We start from the raw sequence: 16895 nt of genomic DNA, 5'->3' as shown, positions 1-16895 counted from the left end.
TCATTTTCCGTTTTTAGTTTGGGCCTGTCGGTAAGCCTCGGCGATTGCCGCCGGCCCGAGCCTTGTCAGGCAGGCGGCGGCGGTTTCGCCTTGATATCGTGCGCTGCGGACCATTGCGGCGATGCGACCGATGCCGCGCGCGGCGTCATAGCCCGGCCTGTAGCCCGCAGGAAGGGCCTTTGCCGTCGCGTTCACGACAAGTCCGGCTCCGTTTTCGCCGCCGACCAACGTTAGCGCAGCCGGGCCGGGGTGCGCGCAGCCCTTGGCGCAACCGGAAATGTGGAGGGTGAAGTCGAGGATGTCGGCGTTTTGCGCGGCGATCGTCGCGGCGATGTCGCGGGTGGCGATGTGGCCCGAGGCGCAGGCAGGGGTGCCGGGACAAGCGGCAATGCGGATGCGCGGGTCGGTGGCGGTGGTGACGAAGCCGAGGGATTTTGCTTTGGCTTCGAGGAGGTGGTCGGCGGCGGCTGGCTGGCCGAGGAAGAGGAGAGCACGACCCGGGGCGAGGCGGATTCCTGATGTGCCGAGGGTGAGAGCCTGTTGGGCAAGCGCGATGAGCTTGTCGGCCGGCATGCTGCCGTAGGGGAGGCCGATGCCGAGGGCGGTGGCGTTTGCGGTCAGGTCGAAAGTTCCGATAGGTCGGCGATCCTGCACACCCCCCTCTGTCCTGCCGGACATCTCCCCCGGCAGGACAGAGGGAGGTGTGGCGGAGTGCCAACCTGCGAGAGAATTCAGCTGCCGCTCCGTCAAATCCCGCGCATGCGCCTCGCGGCCTTTTTCCGCGAGCATTCGGAGCGCGGCCACAGCAACATCGCGGGCCGTATCCGCATCAACCACCGCGAGCCGCCTCGCGTTCTGCCCATCGCCCGCGACAGACACTTGCCACTGAATTCCAGCATCCGCGCGAACCGCACTCAGCCTGACATCCGCGATCATCGCATCCAGCGTCAACTGCCCGCTGCCGTCGACAGCCACCGAAACCTTCGGCCCCAGCCGTGCCGTTAGCCCGGCTTCCTCAACTGCCATCCTGATCCGCTCAGCCAGAGCCCGCGGATCGGCGATCTCATGCGGATCGATGCCCGCCAGCGGCCCGGTCTCGACCGGCACGCCAGCGCGCACCGTGATCCCCAGCGCGTCGACCTCCGCCGCCAGCAGCGCCGCACTTTCCGCCGTGAGCCCGCGTATCTGCAAACTACCGCGCGCGGTGACTTCCATGATGCCGTTGCCGTGCCGCAGAGCGGTTTCGCAGAGTCCGATCAACGATTTGGGGGAAAGTCCTCCAGCAACCGGGTTGAGCCGCACCAGCAGGCCGTCACCGGTTTGCATCGGCGCCGACAGGGCCGGGCAGGCGCCGCGCCTTGAGAAGGCGTTCATGCCGCAACCCCAAGCGCCTCGGCCTCGGCGATCAGTGCGGCGAGATCGTCGTCGATGGAATTGCGCAAGGGATGCCACAGCCCACGTCGGCGCGCCGACAGGAAGCGTTCGGCAATGACTTTCGCGGCGGCGGGATTTTCGCGCAAGATGAAGGCACGCACCAGGGGATCGCCGACATAGGCGTCATGCACGGCTTCGATCAGCGCGCCGGAAATGGCGTGCGTGGTCTCGGCGAAGCCGATGAGACGGTCGACCGTCTCGGCGAATTCGGAGGCGCCGCGCGGGCCGTGCCGCATCTGGCCAGCGATGAAACGGGCGTTCACGGCACGCGCCCGCACCACCCGCGACACGGCTTCGCCGACCGAACGCGGCTTTGGCTTTTGCGGATCCGTGGTGTCGAGGACAATGACATCGGCATTTCGGCCCAGCGTCGCCAGGGCCGCCGAAAAGCCGCCGATGAAGGCGACATCGGCGGAACCTTCGAGAATGTCGCGGCCGGGGTCGTCGCCGGTGTGGACGAGAAGATCGGCCTCGGCGATGCGGGTCTCGAAGGCGCCGGGGGAGGCGATGCCTTCGCCGTCGGCGCCGCCATAGGCATGCGATGTGGCATCGAGATAGGCGCGGCCGATCTCTTCGCGCGCGCCCCAGTCGCCGCTGGCCAGAAGATCCTCGACGCCGGCGCCATAGGTGCCGGGCGAGGTGCCGAAGATGCGCGGACTGATCCTGCCGTCAGCGCGTGTCCTGGCGGCAAGCGGGTTTTCCGAATCCTCCTCATCGCGGGCGGCGACAGCGTTGGCGGCGGCATCGATCAGTGCGATCTGGGTCGGGAACATGTCGCGGAACAGGCCCGAAATGCGCCACGTCACATCGACGCGCGGGCGGCCGAGCGTGGCCGGCGGCAGCACTTCGATGCCGGTGATGCGACCGGTGGCCGTGTCCCATTGCGGCCGGCAGCCCATCAGCGCCAGGCCCTGCGCTATCTCTTCGCCGCCGGTGCGCAGCGAGGCCGAACCCCAGAGATCGATGACCAGCGAGCCCGGCCAGTCGCCATGCGATTGCAGGTAGCCGCGCACGACTTCCTCTGCAGCTGCCTTGCCGAGTTCGCAGGCGGTCGGTGTCGGCATGGTGCGCGGGTCGGAGGTGAATAGATTGCGGCCGGTGGGGAGCACGTCGGAGCGGCCGCGCGCGGGCGCGCCGGCCGGGCCTGCCTTGACGTGGCGACCGTCGAGCGCCGCCAGCAGCGCTGCCTTCTCGGCTTGCGCGCTTTGGCGGCGCATGGCGTCGGGTTCGTCGTCGGGCGCGCGACCGTAAATGTGCAGGCCATCCTTGATGGCGAAATCCTTGAGGTCGCAGAGCCAGGCATCGATGCGGCGCAGCGCCTCGTCGGGCGCGTCGGTTTTCGCGACGCCGGCTTCGGAGGCGAGACCGGTCTTTTGGGCGGTGTCGACTATCAGTTTGGCCAGCCGGTCGCGGCGGCGGCGGTCGAGGCCGTCGGCCTGGGCATATTCGTCGACCAGCCGCTCGAGCCTGTGCTGCTCCTCGTCCAATCCGGCGCCGGTCAGCGGCGGTGGCAGATGGCCAAGCGTGACAGCGGCGATGCGCCGCTTCGCCTGTGCGGCCTCGCCCGGGTTGGAGACGATGAAGGGATAGATGACGGGCAGCGAGCCGGTGACAATCTCGGGGAAGCAATTTTGCGAAAGTGCAACTGTTTTGCCCGGCAGCCATTCCAGCGTGCCGTGCGCGCCGACATGGATGATGGCATGAACGCCGAGCGATTTGCGCAGCCACAGGCCGAAGGCGATGAGGTCGTGGCGCGGGGGCAGCGTCGGGTCATGGTAATCGGCGCGGCGGTCGGCGGAACGGCCACGGTCGGGGGCAAGTGCGACTGTGATGTTGCCGAAGGTCGCGGCGCGGAAGGGGAAATGTGGGGTGCTCGCCGATGATTGGCGTTCCTTCACACCCCCCTCTGTCCTGCCGGACGTCTCCCCCGCAAGGGGGGAGATCAATCCGGCTTCTGGGATTTCGCCAATCGCCAACGATGGTGTTGCGCGGTTGGCGGAACCGCTGATCTCCCCCCTTGCGGGGGAGATGTCCGGCAGGACAGAGGGGGGTGCCTCGCGCAAACTTATCTCTTCTGCCTTTCCCCACGCCGCCTCTACCGCAGCAATAGCTTTAACCGGCAGACCCTTCGAGAAGTGGCGATACTCCTCCACCTCCAGCCCGTCGCCGCTCCGCTCCAGCAGATCCAGCAGCCCTCGCGGCGTTTGCGGAATCCCTTCAACCGCATAGCCCTGCGCCTTCAGGTCATGCAGCATCGCCAGCACGCTGGACGGCACATCCAGGCCCACGGCATAGCCGGTGCGGCCGGGCGCACTCGGATAATCCGGAATCAGGATCGCCAGCTTGCGCTCGGCGAGAGCTGTCTCCTGCAACCGGATGAAGGCCGCTACCCTGTCCGCGACCTGCTCCACACGATCCGGCTCCGGCCGGTTGGCGAAGGCGCGGTGGCCGAGTGCGGGATCGGTCTCGCTCTCGCCCTTGAAGGAAATCGCGCCGGCGAGGATGCGGCCGTCGAGTTCGGGCAGCACGACATGCATGGCGAGGTCGGCGGGCGCCAGGCCGCGCTGGTTCCTGTCCCAGACGTCGCGGCGTGTGGTGGCGACGATGACCTGGAAGACCGGCACGCCGGCACGGTCGAACAGGGTTTCGACGCCGGGTTCGGCGCCGGAAGCGAAGGCGGTCGCGGTGATGATGGCGGCGGGGTTTAGCGAGGCCAGTGCGGTTTCGACGAAGGCCAGCGACGTCGGGTCTTTCAGGCTTGAGATGAAGATCGGGACGGGGAGGATGCCGCGCTGCTTCAGCGCCTCGAAAAGGGCGTCGATAGGGGCGACATCGGCGGCCAGCAACATCGAGCGATAGAAGAGGATGGGGATGATGGCGATATTGTCAGCGTCGCGTTCCCGCCCACCCCCCTCTGTCCTGCCGGACATCTCCCCCGCAAGGGGGGAGATTGAGCCGTCATCGACGGTTTCGCCAATGGCAGATGCAGCAGTAGATCCCATTGTTGAGCTGGCAGAGGAGGGGCCGAGGCCGGCGACGGCTGATCTCCCCCCTTGCGGGGGAGATGTCCGGCAGGACCGAGGGGGGTGTGCAGGATTGCCAACCTCAATAACCCCACGCCCCGGCTCGTAATACCCCGCCTTAGGCACCGCGACCGGCTCAGCCGCCGCCCCACCGGACCCAGTCAGCCCCGCCAGCCGCTGCATCAGCGCCGTCATATTCGCTGGCCCGCCCTCGCGGAAATAGCCGAGCAGGGCGTCCAGCTCCGCGCGCGGCAGCGTCGAGGCTTCGATCAGCCTGAGATCCTCGTCATGGCTTTCGCCAGGCAGAAGCGCCAGGTTTATGCCCCGCTCACGAGCAGTCGCGGCAAGCTGGTCGCAGCCATAGCGCCACCAGTCGTAGCCGCCGAGGATGCGCACCAAGATCACCTTGGCGTGGCGGGCGACGCTGTCGACCCAGAGGTCGACGGACATGGGATGGCGGAGATCGCGGAGCGCGGCCAGCCGCATCGAGGGCAGGCGGCCGGCATCGGCCTTCCATGCCGCGGCGAGGCCGGCGAGGTCGCTGTCGGTGAAGGACAGGGCCACGATATCCGCCGGCGTCTGCCTGAGATCAACTGGCTCGGCGAGATCGTCGAGCGAGGCGGATGTGGTCGTGAGTATATGCATCGCTGCCCGTGTTTTCGCGTCAGCCGGCCAGTATAGCCTCGATCGCCGGGCGGTTCAGCCCCTTCAGGCCAATGACGACGAGGCGCGAGCGGCGGTCGTCCTCGGCGGTCCAGGCGCGGTCATAGTAATGGTTGACGCGCGGGCCCACGGCCTGCAGCAGAAGCCGCATCGGCTTGCCGCCGACATCGACGAAGCCTTTCACCCGCAACACATTCTCTTCCTCGGCAACGGTGGCGACACGCTTTGCCAGGTCATCCGGATTGGCGATTGAGGGAATGTCGACAATGAAGGTGTCGAAATCGTCATGCTCGTGGTCGAAGGCGCCGTCATGATGCGACTTGCGGTTCTCGATGTCGTCCTCGACGGCGAGGCCGAGGCCGAGCAGCACCGAGGGGTCGACCTTGCCATGCGCGGTCGGCACGATTTTTACGGCACGGGCGGAGTGCTCGTTGATGATGGCGTTGGCGCGGGTCGAACCGGCCGAGTCCATCAAATCGCTCTTCGACAGGATGATCAGGTCGGCGCAGGCGATCTGGTCCTCGAAGACTTCCTCGACCGGATCGTCGTGATCGAGCGTCTCGTCAGCTACGCGCTGCGCCTGAAGCGCGTCCATGTCGTTGGCGACGCGGCCTTCGGCCAGCGCCGGGCCGTCGACCACGGCGATAACGCCGTCGACCGTCACCCGGCTCTTCACGCTCGGCCACTGGAACGCCTGGACCAGCGGCTTGGGCAGGGCCAGGCCCGATGTCTCGATCAGGATGTGGTCGACCTTCGGGGTCAGCGCCAGGATCTGGTCGAGCGCCGGCACGAAATCGTCGGCGACGGTGCAGCAGATGCAGCCATTGGCCAGTTCGACGATGTTTTCCTCGGGGCAGGTGTCGATGCCGCAGCCTTTCAGGATCTCGCCATCGATGCCGATGTCGCCGAACTCGTTGACGATGATGGCGATGCGCTTGCCTCCCGCGTTTTCCAGGAGATGGCGGACCAGCGTCGTCTTGCCGGCGCCAAGGAAGCCGGTGACGACAGTGCAGGGAACACGGGAAACGGAAGCGGTCATGGTCAGTCCTTCAGCACATCGAGGGGTGGGATGCGGGCAACGAGGCCGCGCTTGAGGCTATCGGGCCGGCCGCGCCAGGGGATGAGGCCGTCGGTCGAGGTAGCGAAGAGTTTTGCGCCGGTGACGAGATCGGCGCCGCTGGTCGCGGTCAGATCGCCGAAGACATAGCTCCAGCAGCCATCGCGCAGGATCGCGGCGCTGAGCCTTCGCTTGCAATTGCCGAGGCATTCGACCGTGCGGACGCGGATGTTGTCAGCCGCCGCGGCGCGGCGTGTGTCGTCCGCCAGCAATTGGCCGGCGCGGGGATGGGCGTCGGAGCCGGTCTCGTCGCGGCAGGAGGCGCAGACGATGACGGTTACGCCAGCCAAGGCATCGCTATCGGCGGACGAAACATCCGCTGTGCCAGCCGAAAATCTGCTGTTCTGGTCCAAAAACCGGGCTCCTTGCCCGGAAACCCGCCGGGCGATCGGACTATATAGTCGCAGACGGCAGGTCTCCTGGCTCGCGAGTCGTCGCCTTGGTTAGCCGCCTTCCCGGTGTTACCCAGTGGCTTTCGGCCTTGGCTCTTCGCTTACAGTTGCGGGGACAGCCGCGGACTAGGGATTTTGTCCCGCACCGCATTCCCTCTTGGCCCTTGCCGTTGCGGGCAGGGGACCGTCTGGACCGGATTTAGGCTTTTGCGGGCAGCGGTGTCAACGCACGGCTACGACACGGCGATGTCGGTCAGCGCCGGGCCTAGATCGCCGGCTGGCGTCACTTCCATGCGCTCAAGCCCAAGCCAGCCCTGCATCTGCTTCAATTCCTCGAAGAGTTGGGCGGCTGTCTCCGTTGGCGCGCCGGGCTCGGCGTAGGCGGCATGGACGCGGAGCACGCTGGCGGGCCGATCGGCCTTGAGGTCGACGCGGGCGACGATGCGGTCGCCAAGCAGGAAGGGCAGGACATAGTAGCCGTATTGGCGCTTTTCGGCCGGGGTGTAGATCTCGATGCGGTAGTGGAAATCGAACAGCCGCTCCGAGCGCGAGCGCTCGAAGACGACAGGGTCGAACGGCGCCAGCAGCGCGCGAGCCTCGATTTTTCGGGGGATGCGGGCGTCCCGGTGGAAGTAAGCCGGCTTGTCCCAGCCTTCGACGCGCATCGGCAGCAGTTCACCCGTCTCGACCAGTTCCTCCAGCCGGCCCTTCATGTCGGTCGGCGACAGGCGGAAATAGTCGCGCAGGTCGCCGGAGGTCGCGATGCCATGGGCGCGGGCGGAAATGCGCAGCAATTCGCGATGCGCGTCCTCGGCGACCGGCACCGGCAGATCGAGGATCGCCTGCGGCAGCACGCGCTCGGGCAGGTCGTAGAAGCGCTCGAAGCCACGCCGGTGCGCCGTGGTGATGCGGCCGGCCCAGAACAGCCATTCGAAGGCATGCTTGGCATGGCTCCAGCCCCACCAGCCGCCAGAGCCCTTCTGGCCTTCCAGTGCCGAAGCGGCGATCGGGCCGCGCTCGGCGACCGCGCGATAGATCTCTTCGATATAGGCGGAATGTTCGCGGCCCCATTTGGCGAGGCCGAGATACATTTCGTCGCCCTGTTCGGCGCGCTGCATGCGCCAGCGCATCAGCGGGTACATCTCGACCGGCAGGAAAGAGGCCTCATGCGCCCAGTATTCGAACACGGTGCGCTTGCGGGTGACGGCGGCATTGTCGAGCAAAGCCAGCGGGTAGGGGCCAAGGCGCGAATAGAGCGGCATATAGTGGGCGCGCACCACGGCGCTGACGGAATCGATCTGCAGCAGGCCGGTGCGCGAGAGCACGCGGGCGAGGTGGCGGCGGTCCGGTGTGCCGCCTGGGCGCGGGTCGGTAAAACCCTGCGCGCCAAGGGCGATCCGCCTGGCCATGGCGAGCGATATTTTGTCCTTCATCAAGATGCCTTTGCCCCTGGTCCTGTTGCCGTATTTTTAGCCGGTGATTCCGGCCATGCTAGCAGGCTTGTGGCGGGAGACATGTCAGGAGACAAAAGTGGAGTAAAAAGTGAAGGAAATCAAACAAGAGCGGATCGGACCAGTTTTTCCCGACCTGCCGTCCAGCACTGCGTTTTGAACAAGGTTTGACTTGCTTCGCCGAAAGCCCTGCGCTAACCCTCGCCGCGTTGCAGCATAGGCACCTAAAACGGTTCAGCGGTTAAACTGTCACGCTTCCGCATTAGGGTTGGTTGCTGTAATCAACGTGGATTGGCCGCCAAGGGAAAGCCGCAGCATGAACGCACTGCTCAGTTCGTACCTGCCCATCGTCCTCTTCATCGCCGTGGCGGCGGTCATTGGCCTGGTGCTTATCATAGCGCCGTTCCTGGTGGCCTACCGCAGTCCCGATCCCGAAAAGCTTTCCGCCTACGAGTGCGGCTTCAACTCGTTCGACGATGCCCGCATGAAGTTCGACATCCGCTTCTACTTGGTGTCGATCCTGTTCATCATCTTCGACCTGGAAGTGGCCTTCCTGTTTCCGTGGGCGGTGTCGTTCTCGAAGATCGGCATGCTCGGTTTCTGGTCGATGATGGTGTTTTTGGCAGTGCTGACCATCGGCTTTGCCTATGAATGGAAAAAAGGAGCGCTGGAATGGGATTGAACGACAGTTCCGGTACGCTCGTTGCGCCGAAGCCCAAAGGCCTGATCGACCCCAATACCGGTCGTCCGGTCGGTTCTGACGATCCGTTCTTCCTCGAGATCAACAATGAACTCGCCGACAAGGGTTTTCTGGTCACCTCGACCGAGGCGCTGATCACCTGGGCACGCAGCGGTTCGCTGATGTTCATGACCTTCGGTCTGGCCTGCTGCGCCGTCGAGATGATCCATACGTCTATGCCGCGCTATGATTCGGAACGCTTCGGCGTTGCGCCGCGCGCGTCTCCGCGCCAGTCCGACATCATGATCGTCGCCGGCACGCTGACCAACAAGATGGCGCCGGCGCTGCGCAAGGTCTACGACCAGATGCCGGAGCCGCGCTACGTAATCTCGATGGGCTCCTGCGCCAATGGCGGCGGCTATTACCACTATTCCTATTCTGTGGTCCGCGGCTGCGACCGTGTCGTGCCGGTCGACATCTATGTCCCCGGCTGCCCGCCGAGCGCCGAAGCGCTGCTCTACGGCATTCTTCTGCTGCAGAAGAAGATCCGCCGCACCGGCACGATCGAACGGTAAATCCATGGCCGCATCCCTTAGCGAACTGTCGACCTATCTCGGCGAAAAGCTGCCGCATCGCGTCCATGACCCGGTGCTGGCCTATGGCGAACTGACGATCTCGGTCGAGCCCGGCGACCTGATCGACGTGGTGACTTTCCTGCGCGGCGATTCGGGCTGCCAGTTCATCTCGATCATCGATGTCTGCGGCGCCGACTACCCGTCGCGCGCCAAGCGCTTCGACGTTGTCTATCACCTGCTGTCGCCGAAGCAGAATTTGCGCATCCGCATCAAGGTCCAGGCCGACGAAGAGACGCTGGTGCCGTCGCTGACATCAGTTTATCCCGGCGCCGACTGGTTCGAGCGCGAGACCTATGATCTCTATGGCGTGCTGTTCTCGGGCCATCCGGATCTGCGCCGCATCCTCACCGACTACGGTTTCGAGGGTCATCCGCTGCGCAAGGATTTTCCGCTGACCGGGTTTGTCGAAGTCCGTTACGACGACGAAGCCAAGCGCGTCATCTACGAGCCGGTCGAGCTCAAGCAGGAATTCCGTAATTTCGATTTTCTTTCCCCTTGGGAAGGCACCGACTACGTGCTGCCCGGGGACGAAAAAGCCAAGACGAATTGAGGCGCCAGAATGGCCGAAACCTCCGTCCGCAATTTTAATATCAACTTCGGACCTCAACACCCGGCGGCGCATGGTGTTTTGAGGTTGGTGCTTGAGTTGGACGGCGAAGTGGTCGACCGCGTCGATCCGCATATCGGCTTGCTCCACCGCGGCACCGAAAAGCTGATTGAGCACAAGACCTATCTGCAGGCGGTGCCCTATCTCGACCGGCTCGATTATTGCGCGCCGATGAACCAGGAGCATGCCTTCGCGCTTGCCGCCGAGCGGCTGCTCGGCATCGAGGTGCCGAAGCGCGGCCAGCTGATCCGCGTGCTCTATTGCGAGATCGGCCGCATCATGTCGCACATCCTCAATGTGACGACGCAGGCGCTTGATATCGGCGCGCTGACGCCGCCGCTATGGGGCTTCGTCGAACGCGAAAAGCTGATGGTTTTCTATGAGCGCGCCTCCGGTTCGCGCATGCATGCGGCCTATTTCCGCCCCGGCGGCGTCCATCAGGACTTGCCGGCGAAGCTGGTCGAGGACATCGGCAAGTGGATCGATCCGTTCCTGAAGTCGCTTGACGATCTCGACAAGCTCTTGACCGGCAACCGCATCTTCAAGCAGCGCAATGTCGACATCGGCACGGTGTCCTTGGCCGATGCCTGGGCCTGGGGTTTTTCCGGCGTCATGGTGCGCGGCTCGGGTGCAGCCTGGGACCTGCGCAAGTCGCAGCCTTATGAGTGCTATTCCGAGATGGATTTCGACATTCCGATCGGCAAGAACGGCGACTGCTACGACCGTTACCTCGTGCGCATGGAAGAGATGCGCCAGTCGGCCAAGATCATGCGCCAGTGCGTCGACCTTCTGCTCGGCAAGGAAAGTACCGGCCCGGTATCGAACCTCGACGGCAAGGTGGTGCCACCCAAGCGCCAGGCCATGAAGCGCTCGATGGAAGCGCTGATCCATCACTTCAAGCTCTACACTGAGGGCTATCGCGTGCCGGCCGGCGAAGTCTATGCCGCCGTCGAGGCGCCGAAAGGCGAGTTCGGCGTCTATCTTGTCTCCGATGGCACCAACAAGCCCTATCGCTGCAAGCTGCGCGCCCCCGGTTTCGCGCATCTGCAAGCCATGGATTTCCTCTGCCGGGGTCACATGCTGGCCGACGTCACCGCCGTTCTCGGCTCCCTCGACATCGTGTTTGGTGAGGTCGATCGCTAAATGTCAGTCCGCCGTCTCGCAGAAGCCAGCGTCCAGCCAGCCTCCTTCGCCTTCAACCGGGCGAATGCAGCGGCCGCCAAGCAATGGATCAAGAAATATCCGAGGGGCCGCGAGCAATCGGCGATCATTCCCTTGCTGATGATCGCGCAGGAGCAGGAGGGCTGGGTCACCAAGGCGGCGATCGAGACCATCTCGGACATGCTCGGCATGCCGCGCATCCGCGGGCTCGAGGTCGCGACCTTCTACACGCAGTACCAGCTCAATCCGGTCGGCACTCGTGCCCATATCCAGGTCTGCGGCACCACACCCTGCATGCTGCGCGGGTCGGAAGCGCTGATGGATGTGTGCCGTTCGAAAATCCATCACGACCAGTTCCACACCAACGACAAAGGCACGCTGTCGTGGGAGGAGGTCGAGTGCCTTGGCGCCTGCGTCAACGCACCGATGGTCATGGTCTTCAAGGACACGTTCGAGGATCTGACGCCGGAGCGGCTGGCCGAGATCATCGATCTCTACGATGCGGGCAAGGGTGCCACGGTTCCCACAGGACCGCAGAACGGTCGAACCGGCTCCGAGCCGGCGCCTGGCCTGACGACGCTGACGAGCGAAAAGGCGATCCTCAAGGCGACGCGCGACAAGGAAGCCAAAACGGCGACCAAGGCTGCCAAAGCGGCGCCAGCCGCAGTTGCGCCGGCCGCTACGGTTTCGCAGGCGCCGGCCGCAGCGCCGGTTGCGCCGTCCAAGGCCGGCAAGCCAAAGACCGATGCTCCAGAGACCAGTCCGGCTCTGAAGTCGCCATCGCCAGTCAAGGTCGCGCCCGAGGTGGAAAAAGCAGCGAGCGTTGCCGCACCGCTGCATTCGGCTGCCAATGCCAATCTGGCTGCGCCGGAAGTCGAGGAGGTCTCGAAACAGCGTAGCGGCCCCAGGAGCAAAGCCGAGCCGGCGGCTGCCTTCAAGGCGCCGGAAGTCAAGATACCAGCCGCCAAGCCGGCAAAGCCGTCGCTGGAAGACAAGAACCGTCCGGCCGGCATCGACAGGCCGGCAGCGGTCGACGATCTCAAGCTGATCTCGGGCGTCGGCCCGAAGATCGAGGGCGTCCTGCATACGCTGGGCATCTTCACCTTCGCGCAGGTCGCTTCCTGGAAGAAGGCCGAGCGCGACTGGGTGGACGGCTATCTCGCCTTCCAGGGCCGTATCGACCGCGACGACTGGGTCGGCCAGGCCAAGGCGCTCGCCAAGGGCGGCGTCGCCGAATACATCCGCGTCTTCGGCAAGAAGCCGGTCTGAGGGACGAACAATGCTTCAGGATAAAGACCGCATCTTCAACAACATCTACGGCCTCTTCGACAAGTCGCTGGCCGGCGCCATGGCGCGCGGCGCCTGGGACAACACGCCGGGCATCATCGCCAAGGGGCGCGAGTGGATTGTCAACGAGATGAAGGCGTCGGGCTTGCGTGGCCGCGGCGGCGCCGGCTTCCCGACCGGGCTGAAATGGTCGTTCATGCCCAAGCAGAGCGACGGCCGGCCGAGCTATCTCGTTGTCAACGCCGACGAATCCGAGCCTGGCACCTGCAAGGACCGCGATATTCTGCGCAACGACCCGCACACGCTGGTCGAGGGGTCGTTCATTGCCGGCTTCGCCATGGGCGCGGTCGCCGCCTACATCTATGTGCGCGGCGAGTTTGTCCGCGAGCGCGAGGCGCTGCAGCGCGCCATCGACGAGGCCTATGAGGCCAAGCTGATCGGCAAGAACAACACGTCGGGCTATGATTTCGACATCTACATGCATCACGGCGCCGGCGCCTATATCTGCGGCGAGGAAACCGCGCTGCTCGAAAGCCTGGAAGGCAAGAAGGGCCAGCCGCGCCTGAAGCCGCCATTCCCGGCCAATGTCGGCTTGTACGGTTGTCCGACAACCGTGAACAATGTCGAATCGATCGCCGTGGCGCCGACCATTTTGCGCCGGGGTGCGGCCTGGTTCTCATCCTTCGGCCGGCCCAACAATGTCGGCACCAAGCTGTTTTGCATCTCGGGCCACGTCAACAATCCGTGCACCGTCGAAGAGGCGATGTCGATCCCGTTCCGCGAGCTGATCGAGACGCATTGCGGCGGCATTCGCGGCGGCTGGGACAATCTGCTCGCGGTCATTCCGGGCGGCGCTTCGGTGCCGCTGGTGCCGGCCGAGCAGATCATCGATGCGCCGATGGATTTCGACGCGCTGCGCGACCTGAAATCGGGCCTCGGCACGGCAGCTGTCATCGTCATGGACAAGTCGACCGATATCGTGAAGGCCATCGCGCGGCTGTCCTATTTCTACAAGCACGAAAGCTGCGGCCAGTGCACGCCGTGCCGCGAGGGCACCGGCTGGATGTGGCGGGTGATGGAGCGGCTGGTGCGCGGGGAAGCACAGAAGCGCGAGATCGACATGCTGCTTGACGTCACCAAGCAGGTGGAAGGCCACACGATCTGCGCGCTCGGCGATGCGGCGGCATGGCCGATCCAGGGCCTGATGCGGCATTTCCGCGGCGAGGTGGAGCGGCGCATCGACGAGTTTTCCCGCAACGCGCACCGGGCCGAACCGGTGATGGTGGCGGCGGAATAGACGACGACTTTTGGAATACGGGCGCAAGCCCAAGACTAAAGGCATGGGGCGGGGCAAACGAAGAAACGACCAGGAGAATTCTATGGCGCCGTATTCGAACCCTTTGATGCCCAATTTGGACCAGCTTGAGAAGATGAACCAGGATTTGACCAGGATGATGCCGAGGGAGATGGCCAGCGCCGTCAACCTTCTTGCGCATCCTGTCGCCGGTGCCGCCGCCATGTCGGCGCTGGGCTTCGGCCTCGCCAACCACGCCTTTGGCGTCTGGCTGGGCGCCTTGTCGGGCGCGGCCGAGGCTTCGCAGCGGATTTTCCAGCCGATCATCGACGATTTCGACCAACGCGCCGAGCGTTATTCGGAGACCGCCCCGGCCTCCAAGGCGCGCGCCGCGACCAAGACCCTGATCGCCGAGGCGCAGACCTTTGCCCAGGACGTGACCGATATTGCCGCCCGCACCGTCGATGCCGAGCCGGAGAAGGCGGTTCCGGTTGCCGAAGACGCGGCGACCGGGTTGATGCCGGAGGATTTCAGGCAGCCCAAGACCATTGCGCGTCCGTCCAAGCCGTCGGATCTCAAGGCAATAACGGGTGTTGGGCCGAAGCTGGAAAAAGTGCTGAACGGCCTCGGCATCTGGACCTTTGCCCAGATCGCTGCGTGGACGCCGGAAGAGATCGCCTGGGTCGAGGATTACCTGTCGCTCAAGGGCCGCATCGGCCGCGACGAGTGGACCCGCCAGGCGGCGGCGCTGACGCTCGCAGCCAAGGCGAAGAGGTAGGGGGCAGGCATGGAGGTCCACGACAGGAGCGATGTTCTCGATGTGCGCAATGCCATCGTCAGCAACTCCAGATTTGACGATGTGAACCTGTCGAACACGCAGTTTCACAACGTCAACCTGTCGGCGGCCATGGTGGACGACGCGAACCTCTCGAACGCGTTTTTCACCAATGTGAATATGAGCAACGTGAAGATAGAAAACGCTGAAGTCGCCGGCATGATGATCAATGGCATCAGGTTGTGCGATCTGTTTCAGGCATATGAGACGGCGCAGACCGCCGGGGGCAATTGATGGCAAAGCTCAAGGTCGACGGGAAAGAAATCACTGTACCCGACCACTACACGCTGCTGCAGGCGGCCGAGGACGCGGGCGCGGAAGTGCCGCGCTTCTGCTTCCATGAGCGGCTGTCGATCGCCGGCAATTGCCGCATGTGCCTGATCGAGGTGAAGGGCGGACCGCCCAAGCCGCAGGCCTCCTGCGCCATGGGCGTGCGCGACCTGCGACCGGGCCCGAATGGCGAAACGCCGGAAATCTTCACCAACACGCCGATGGTTAAGAAGGCCCGGGAAGGCGTGATGGAATTCTTGCTGATCAACCATCCGCTGGATTGTCCGATCTGCGACCAGGGCGGCGAATGCGACCTGCAGGACCAGGCCATGGCCTTCGGCGTCGATTCCTCGCGCTATCACGAGAACAAGCGGGCGGTCGAAGACAAGTATATCGGGCCGCTGGTCAAGACGGTGATGAACCGCTGCATCCACTGCACGCGCTGCGTCCGCTTCACCACGGAAGTTGCCGGCATTTCCGAGCTCGGCCTGATCGGCCGCGGCGAGGATGCCGAGATCACGACCTATCTCGAAAGCGCTATGACCTCGGAGCTGCAGGGCAACGTCATCGACCTTTGCCCGGTCGGCGCGCTGACCTCAAAGCCGTTCGCCTTCCAGGCGCGGCCGTGGGAGCTCACCAAGACCGAATCCATCGACGTGATGGACGCCGTCGGCTCGGCGATCCGCGTCGATAGCCGCGGCCGCGAAGTGATGCGCATCCTGCCGCGCGTCAACGAGGCGGTGAACGAGGAATGGATTTCCGACAAGACCCGTTTCATCTGGGACGGCCTGCGCACGCAGCGCCTCGATCGCCCCTATGTGCGCAAGGACGGCAAGCTCGCCCCCGCAAGCTGGGCTGAGGCGTTTGCTGCGATCAAGGATGCGGTGTCCAAGGCTGCGCCCGAAAAGATTGGTGCGATTGCCGGCGATCTGGCTGCGGTTGAGGAAATCTACGCGCTGAAGCAGCTCATGGCTTCGCTCGGCTCGAAGAACACCGATTGCCGCCAGGATGGCGCAGCACTCGATCCGGCGCTGGGCCGCGCCAGCTATATCTTCAACCCGACCATAGAGGGCATCGAGCAGGCCGACGCTGTGCTGATCATCGGCGCCAATCCGCGCTTCGAGGCTTCGGTGCTCAACGCCCGCATCCGCAAGCGCTGGCGTATCGGCAATCTGCCGGTCGGTGTCATCGGCGAGGTCGGCGACACACGTTATGACTATGAGCAGCTGGGCGCCGGTCCGGAATCGCTGAAGGATCTGGCCGACGGCAACGGCAAGTTCTTCCAGGTGCTGAAGAAGGCGACGCATCCGCTGATCATTGTCGGCCAGGGCGCGTTGGCGCGCGCCGACGGAGCCGCCGTGCTCGGCCAGGCGGCCAAGCTCGCCGCTGTCCTCAACGCGGCGCGGGCCGACTGGAACGGCTTTGCCGTGCTGCACAATGCGGCGGCCCGCGTCGGCGGCCTCGATGTCGGCTTCGTGCCGGGCGAGGGCGGCAAGAATGTCGCCGGCATGCTCGGCGACAGCGACGTGCTGTTCCTGCTCGGCGCCGACGAGATCGAAATGGGCAAGACCGGCGGCGCTTTCGTCGTCTATGTCGGCACCCATGGTGACGCCGGCGCGCATCGCGCCAATGTGATCCTGCCGGGCGCCGCGTACACCGAAAAGTCCGGCACCTATGTCAACACCGAGGGACGCGTGCAGCAGACCAACCGCGCCGGCTTCGCGCCGGGCGATGCGCGCGAAGACTGGGCCATCATGCGGGCGCTGTCGGATGTGCTGGGCAAGAAGCTGCCCTTCGATTCGCTGCAGCAACTGCGCGCCAAGCTCTATGGCGAATATCCGCATCTCGCCCGCATCGACCATGTCGAGGCAGGCAGTGCCGACGATATCGCCAAGGTGGCGAAGATCGGCGGGCGGCTGAACAAGGGCACTTTCACCTCGCCGGTCGCGGATTTCTATCTGACTAACCCGATCGCACGGGCCTCCGCCGTCATGGCGGAATGCTCGGCGCTGGCGAAGAGCGGCTTCAAGCAGGCGGCGGAATAAGC

At 64.7% G+C, this 16895-nt stretch carries 14 protein-coding genes and 1 riboswitch; of the genes, 9 read left to right on the top strand and 5 right to left on the bottom strand.

Going from position 1 to position 16895, the window contains the following annotated elements; genetic code table 11:
• The 5 genes from cobG to ACWGTI_RS15565 form a co-directional block, all read right to left on the bottom strand.
• Entirely contained in the window at window positions 1-1374 is a 1374-nt protein-coding gene (gene cobG, locus ACWGTI_RS15585; protein ID WP_454587923.1) for a precorrin-3B synthase, read from the bottom strand.
• Window positions 1371-5102 (bottom strand): cobaltochelatase subunit CobN, encoded by a 3732-nt coding sequence (locus ACWGTI_RS15580; protein WP_454587922.1) that lies wholly within the window; start codon window positions 5100-5102, stop codon window positions 1371-1373. Before ACWGTI_RS15580 ends, cobG begins: the two co-directional genes overlap by 4 nt.
• A 19-nt stretch (window positions 5103-5121) precedes the next feature.
• Window positions 5122-6159 (bottom strand): cobalamin biosynthesis protein CobW, encoded by a 1038-nt coding sequence (gene cobW / locus ACWGTI_RS15575; RefSeq protein ID WP_454587921.1) that lies wholly within the window; start codon window positions 6157-6159, stop codon window positions 5122-5124.
• A gap of 2 nt (window positions 6160-6161) precedes the next feature.
• Entirely contained in the window at window positions 6162-6590 is a 429-nt protein-coding gene (locus tag ACWGTI_RS15570) for a DUF1636 family protein (RefSeq protein ID WP_454587920.1), read from the bottom strand.
• 39 nt (window positions 6591-6629) lie between these two features.
• Window positions 6630-6833: riboswitch (cobalamin riboswitch) on the bottom strand.
• 29 nt (window positions 6834-6862) lie between these two features.
• Window positions 6863-8062: a winged helix-turn-helix domain-containing protein gene (locus tag ACWGTI_RS15565; RefSeq protein WP_454587919.1), complete on the bottom strand. Its 1200-nt coding sequence runs from the start codon at window positions 8060-8062 to the stop codon at window positions 6863-6865.
• 334 nt (window positions 8063-8396) lie between these two features.
• Here ACWGTI_RS15565 and ACWGTI_RS15560 point away from each other — a divergent pair, with 334 nt between their 5' ends.
• From ACWGTI_RS15560 to nuoG, 9 genes are all read left to right on the top strand, one after another.
• Window positions 8397-8762: an NADH-quinone oxidoreductase subunit A gene (locus tag ACWGTI_RS15560; protein ID WP_454577573.1), complete on the top strand. Its 366-nt coding sequence runs from the start codon at window positions 8397-8399 to the stop codon at window positions 8760-8762.
• On the top strand, window positions 8753-9334 hold the full coding sequence (locus tag ACWGTI_RS15555; RefSeq protein ID WP_095087216.1) for a NuoB/complex I 20 kDa subunit family protein: 582 nt from the start codon (window positions 8753-8755) through the stop codon (window positions 9332-9334). Before ACWGTI_RS15560 ends, ACWGTI_RS15555 begins: the two co-directional genes overlap by 10 nt.
• A 4-nt stretch (window positions 9335-9338) precedes the next feature.
• The gene (locus ACWGTI_RS15550; RefSeq protein WP_454587918.1) at window positions 9339-9944 is read left to right on the top strand and encodes an NADH-quinone oxidoreductase subunit C; all 606 of its coding nucleotides are present in this window, start codon (window positions 9339-9341) and stop codon (window positions 9942-9944) included.
• Window positions 9945-9953: 9 nt separating this feature from the next.
• Window positions 9954-11144 carry an NADH-quinone oxidoreductase subunit D gene (locus ACWGTI_RS15545; RefSeq protein ID WP_192257655.1) on the top strand — a complete coding sequence of 397 codons (1191 nt, stop codon included), beginning with the start codon at window positions 9954-9956 and terminating at the stop codon, window positions 11142-11144.
• Window positions 11145-12431 carry an NADH-quinone oxidoreductase subunit E gene (locus tag ACWGTI_RS15540; RefSeq protein ID WP_454587917.1) on the top strand — a complete coding sequence of 429 codons (1287 nt, stop codon included), beginning with the start codon at window positions 11145-11147 and terminating at the stop codon, window positions 12429-12431. It abuts the gene before it with no gap.
• A gap of 10 nt (window positions 12432-12441) precedes the next feature.
• Window positions 12442-13746 (top strand): NADH-quinone oxidoreductase subunit NuoF, encoded by a 1305-nt coding sequence (gene nuoF, locus ACWGTI_RS15535; RefSeq protein WP_192257651.1) that lies wholly within the window; start codon window positions 12442-12444, stop codon window positions 13744-13746.
• Between the two features lie 82 nt (window positions 13747-13828).
• Window positions 13829-14521, top strand: coding sequence for an NADH-ubiquinone dehydrogenase (locus ACWGTI_RS15530; RefSeq protein WP_454587916.1), 693 nt, complete (start codon window positions 13829-13831; stop codon window positions 14519-14521).
• 9 nt (window positions 14522-14530) lie between these two features.
• Entirely contained in the window at window positions 14531-14812 is a 282-nt protein-coding gene (locus ACWGTI_RS15525) for a pentapeptide repeat-containing protein (protein WP_454587915.1), read from the top strand.
• The gene (nuoG, locus tag ACWGTI_RS15520) at window positions 14812-16893 is read left to right on the top strand and encodes an NADH-quinone oxidoreductase subunit NuoG (protein ID WP_454587914.1); all 2082 of its coding nucleotides are present in this window, start codon (window positions 14812-14814) and stop codon (window positions 16891-16893) included. Before ACWGTI_RS15525 ends, nuoG begins: the two co-directional genes overlap by 1 nt.
• Window positions 16894-16895 lie beyond the last annotated feature (2 nt).

This window comes from Mesorhizobium sp. ArgA1 (genome assembly GCF_053714375.1).
Note: the sequence above shows the minus strand (reverse complement) of the source record. Positions and strands in the feature narration are given on the sequence as shown.

Bases quoted from the DNA above. Each gene is read 5' to 3' on its own strand.
- cobG (WP_454587923.1), bottom strand. From the start codon at position 1,374: ATGAACGCCTTCTCAAGGCGCGGCGCCTGCCCGGCCCTGTCGGCGCCG.
- ACWGTI_RS15580 (WP_454587922.1), bottom strand. From the start codon at position 5,102: ATGCATATACTCACGACCACATCCGCCTCGCTCGACGATCTCGCCGAG.
- cobW (WP_454587921.1), bottom strand. From the start codon at position 6,159: ATGACCGCTTCCGTTTCCCGTGTTCCCTGCACTGTCGTCACCGGCTTC.
- ACWGTI_RS15565 (WP_454587919.1), bottom strand. From the start codon at position 8,062: ATGAAGGACAAAATATCGCTCGCCATGGCCAGGCGGATCGCCCTTGGC.
- ACWGTI_RS15560 (WP_454577573.1), top strand. From the start codon at position 8,397: ATGAACGCACTGCTCAGTTCGTACCTGCCCATCGTCCTCTTCATCGCC.
- ACWGTI_RS15555 (WP_095087216.1), top strand. From the start codon at position 8,753: ATGGGATTGAACGACAGTTCCGGTACGCTCGTTGCGCCGAAGCCCAAA.
- ACWGTI_RS15550 (WP_454587918.1), top strand. From the start codon at position 9,339: ATGGCCGCATCCCTTAGCGAACTGTCGACCTATCTCGGCGAAAAGCTG.
- ACWGTI_RS15545 (WP_192257655.1), top strand. From the start codon at position 9,954: ATGGCCGAAACCTCCGTCCGCAATTTTAATATCAACTTCGGACCTCAA.
- ACWGTI_RS15540 (WP_454587917.1), top strand. From the start codon at position 11,145: ATGTCAGTCCGCCGTCTCGCAGAAGCCAGCGTCCAGCCAGCCTCCTTC.
- nuoF (WP_192257651.1), top strand. From the start codon at position 12,442: ATGCTTCAGGATAAAGACCGCATCTTCAACAACATCTACGGCCTCTTC.
- ACWGTI_RS15530 (WP_454587916.1), top strand. From the start codon at position 13,829: ATGGCGCCGTATTCGAACCCTTTGATGCCCAATTTGGACCAGCTTGAG.
- ACWGTI_RS15525 (WP_454587915.1), top strand. From the start codon at position 14,531: ATGGAGGTCCACGACAGGAGCGATGTTCTCGATGTGCGCAATGCCATC.
- nuoG (WP_454587914.1), top strand. From the start codon at position 14,812: ATGGCAAAGCTCAAGGTCGACGGGAAAGAAATCACTGTACCCGACCAC.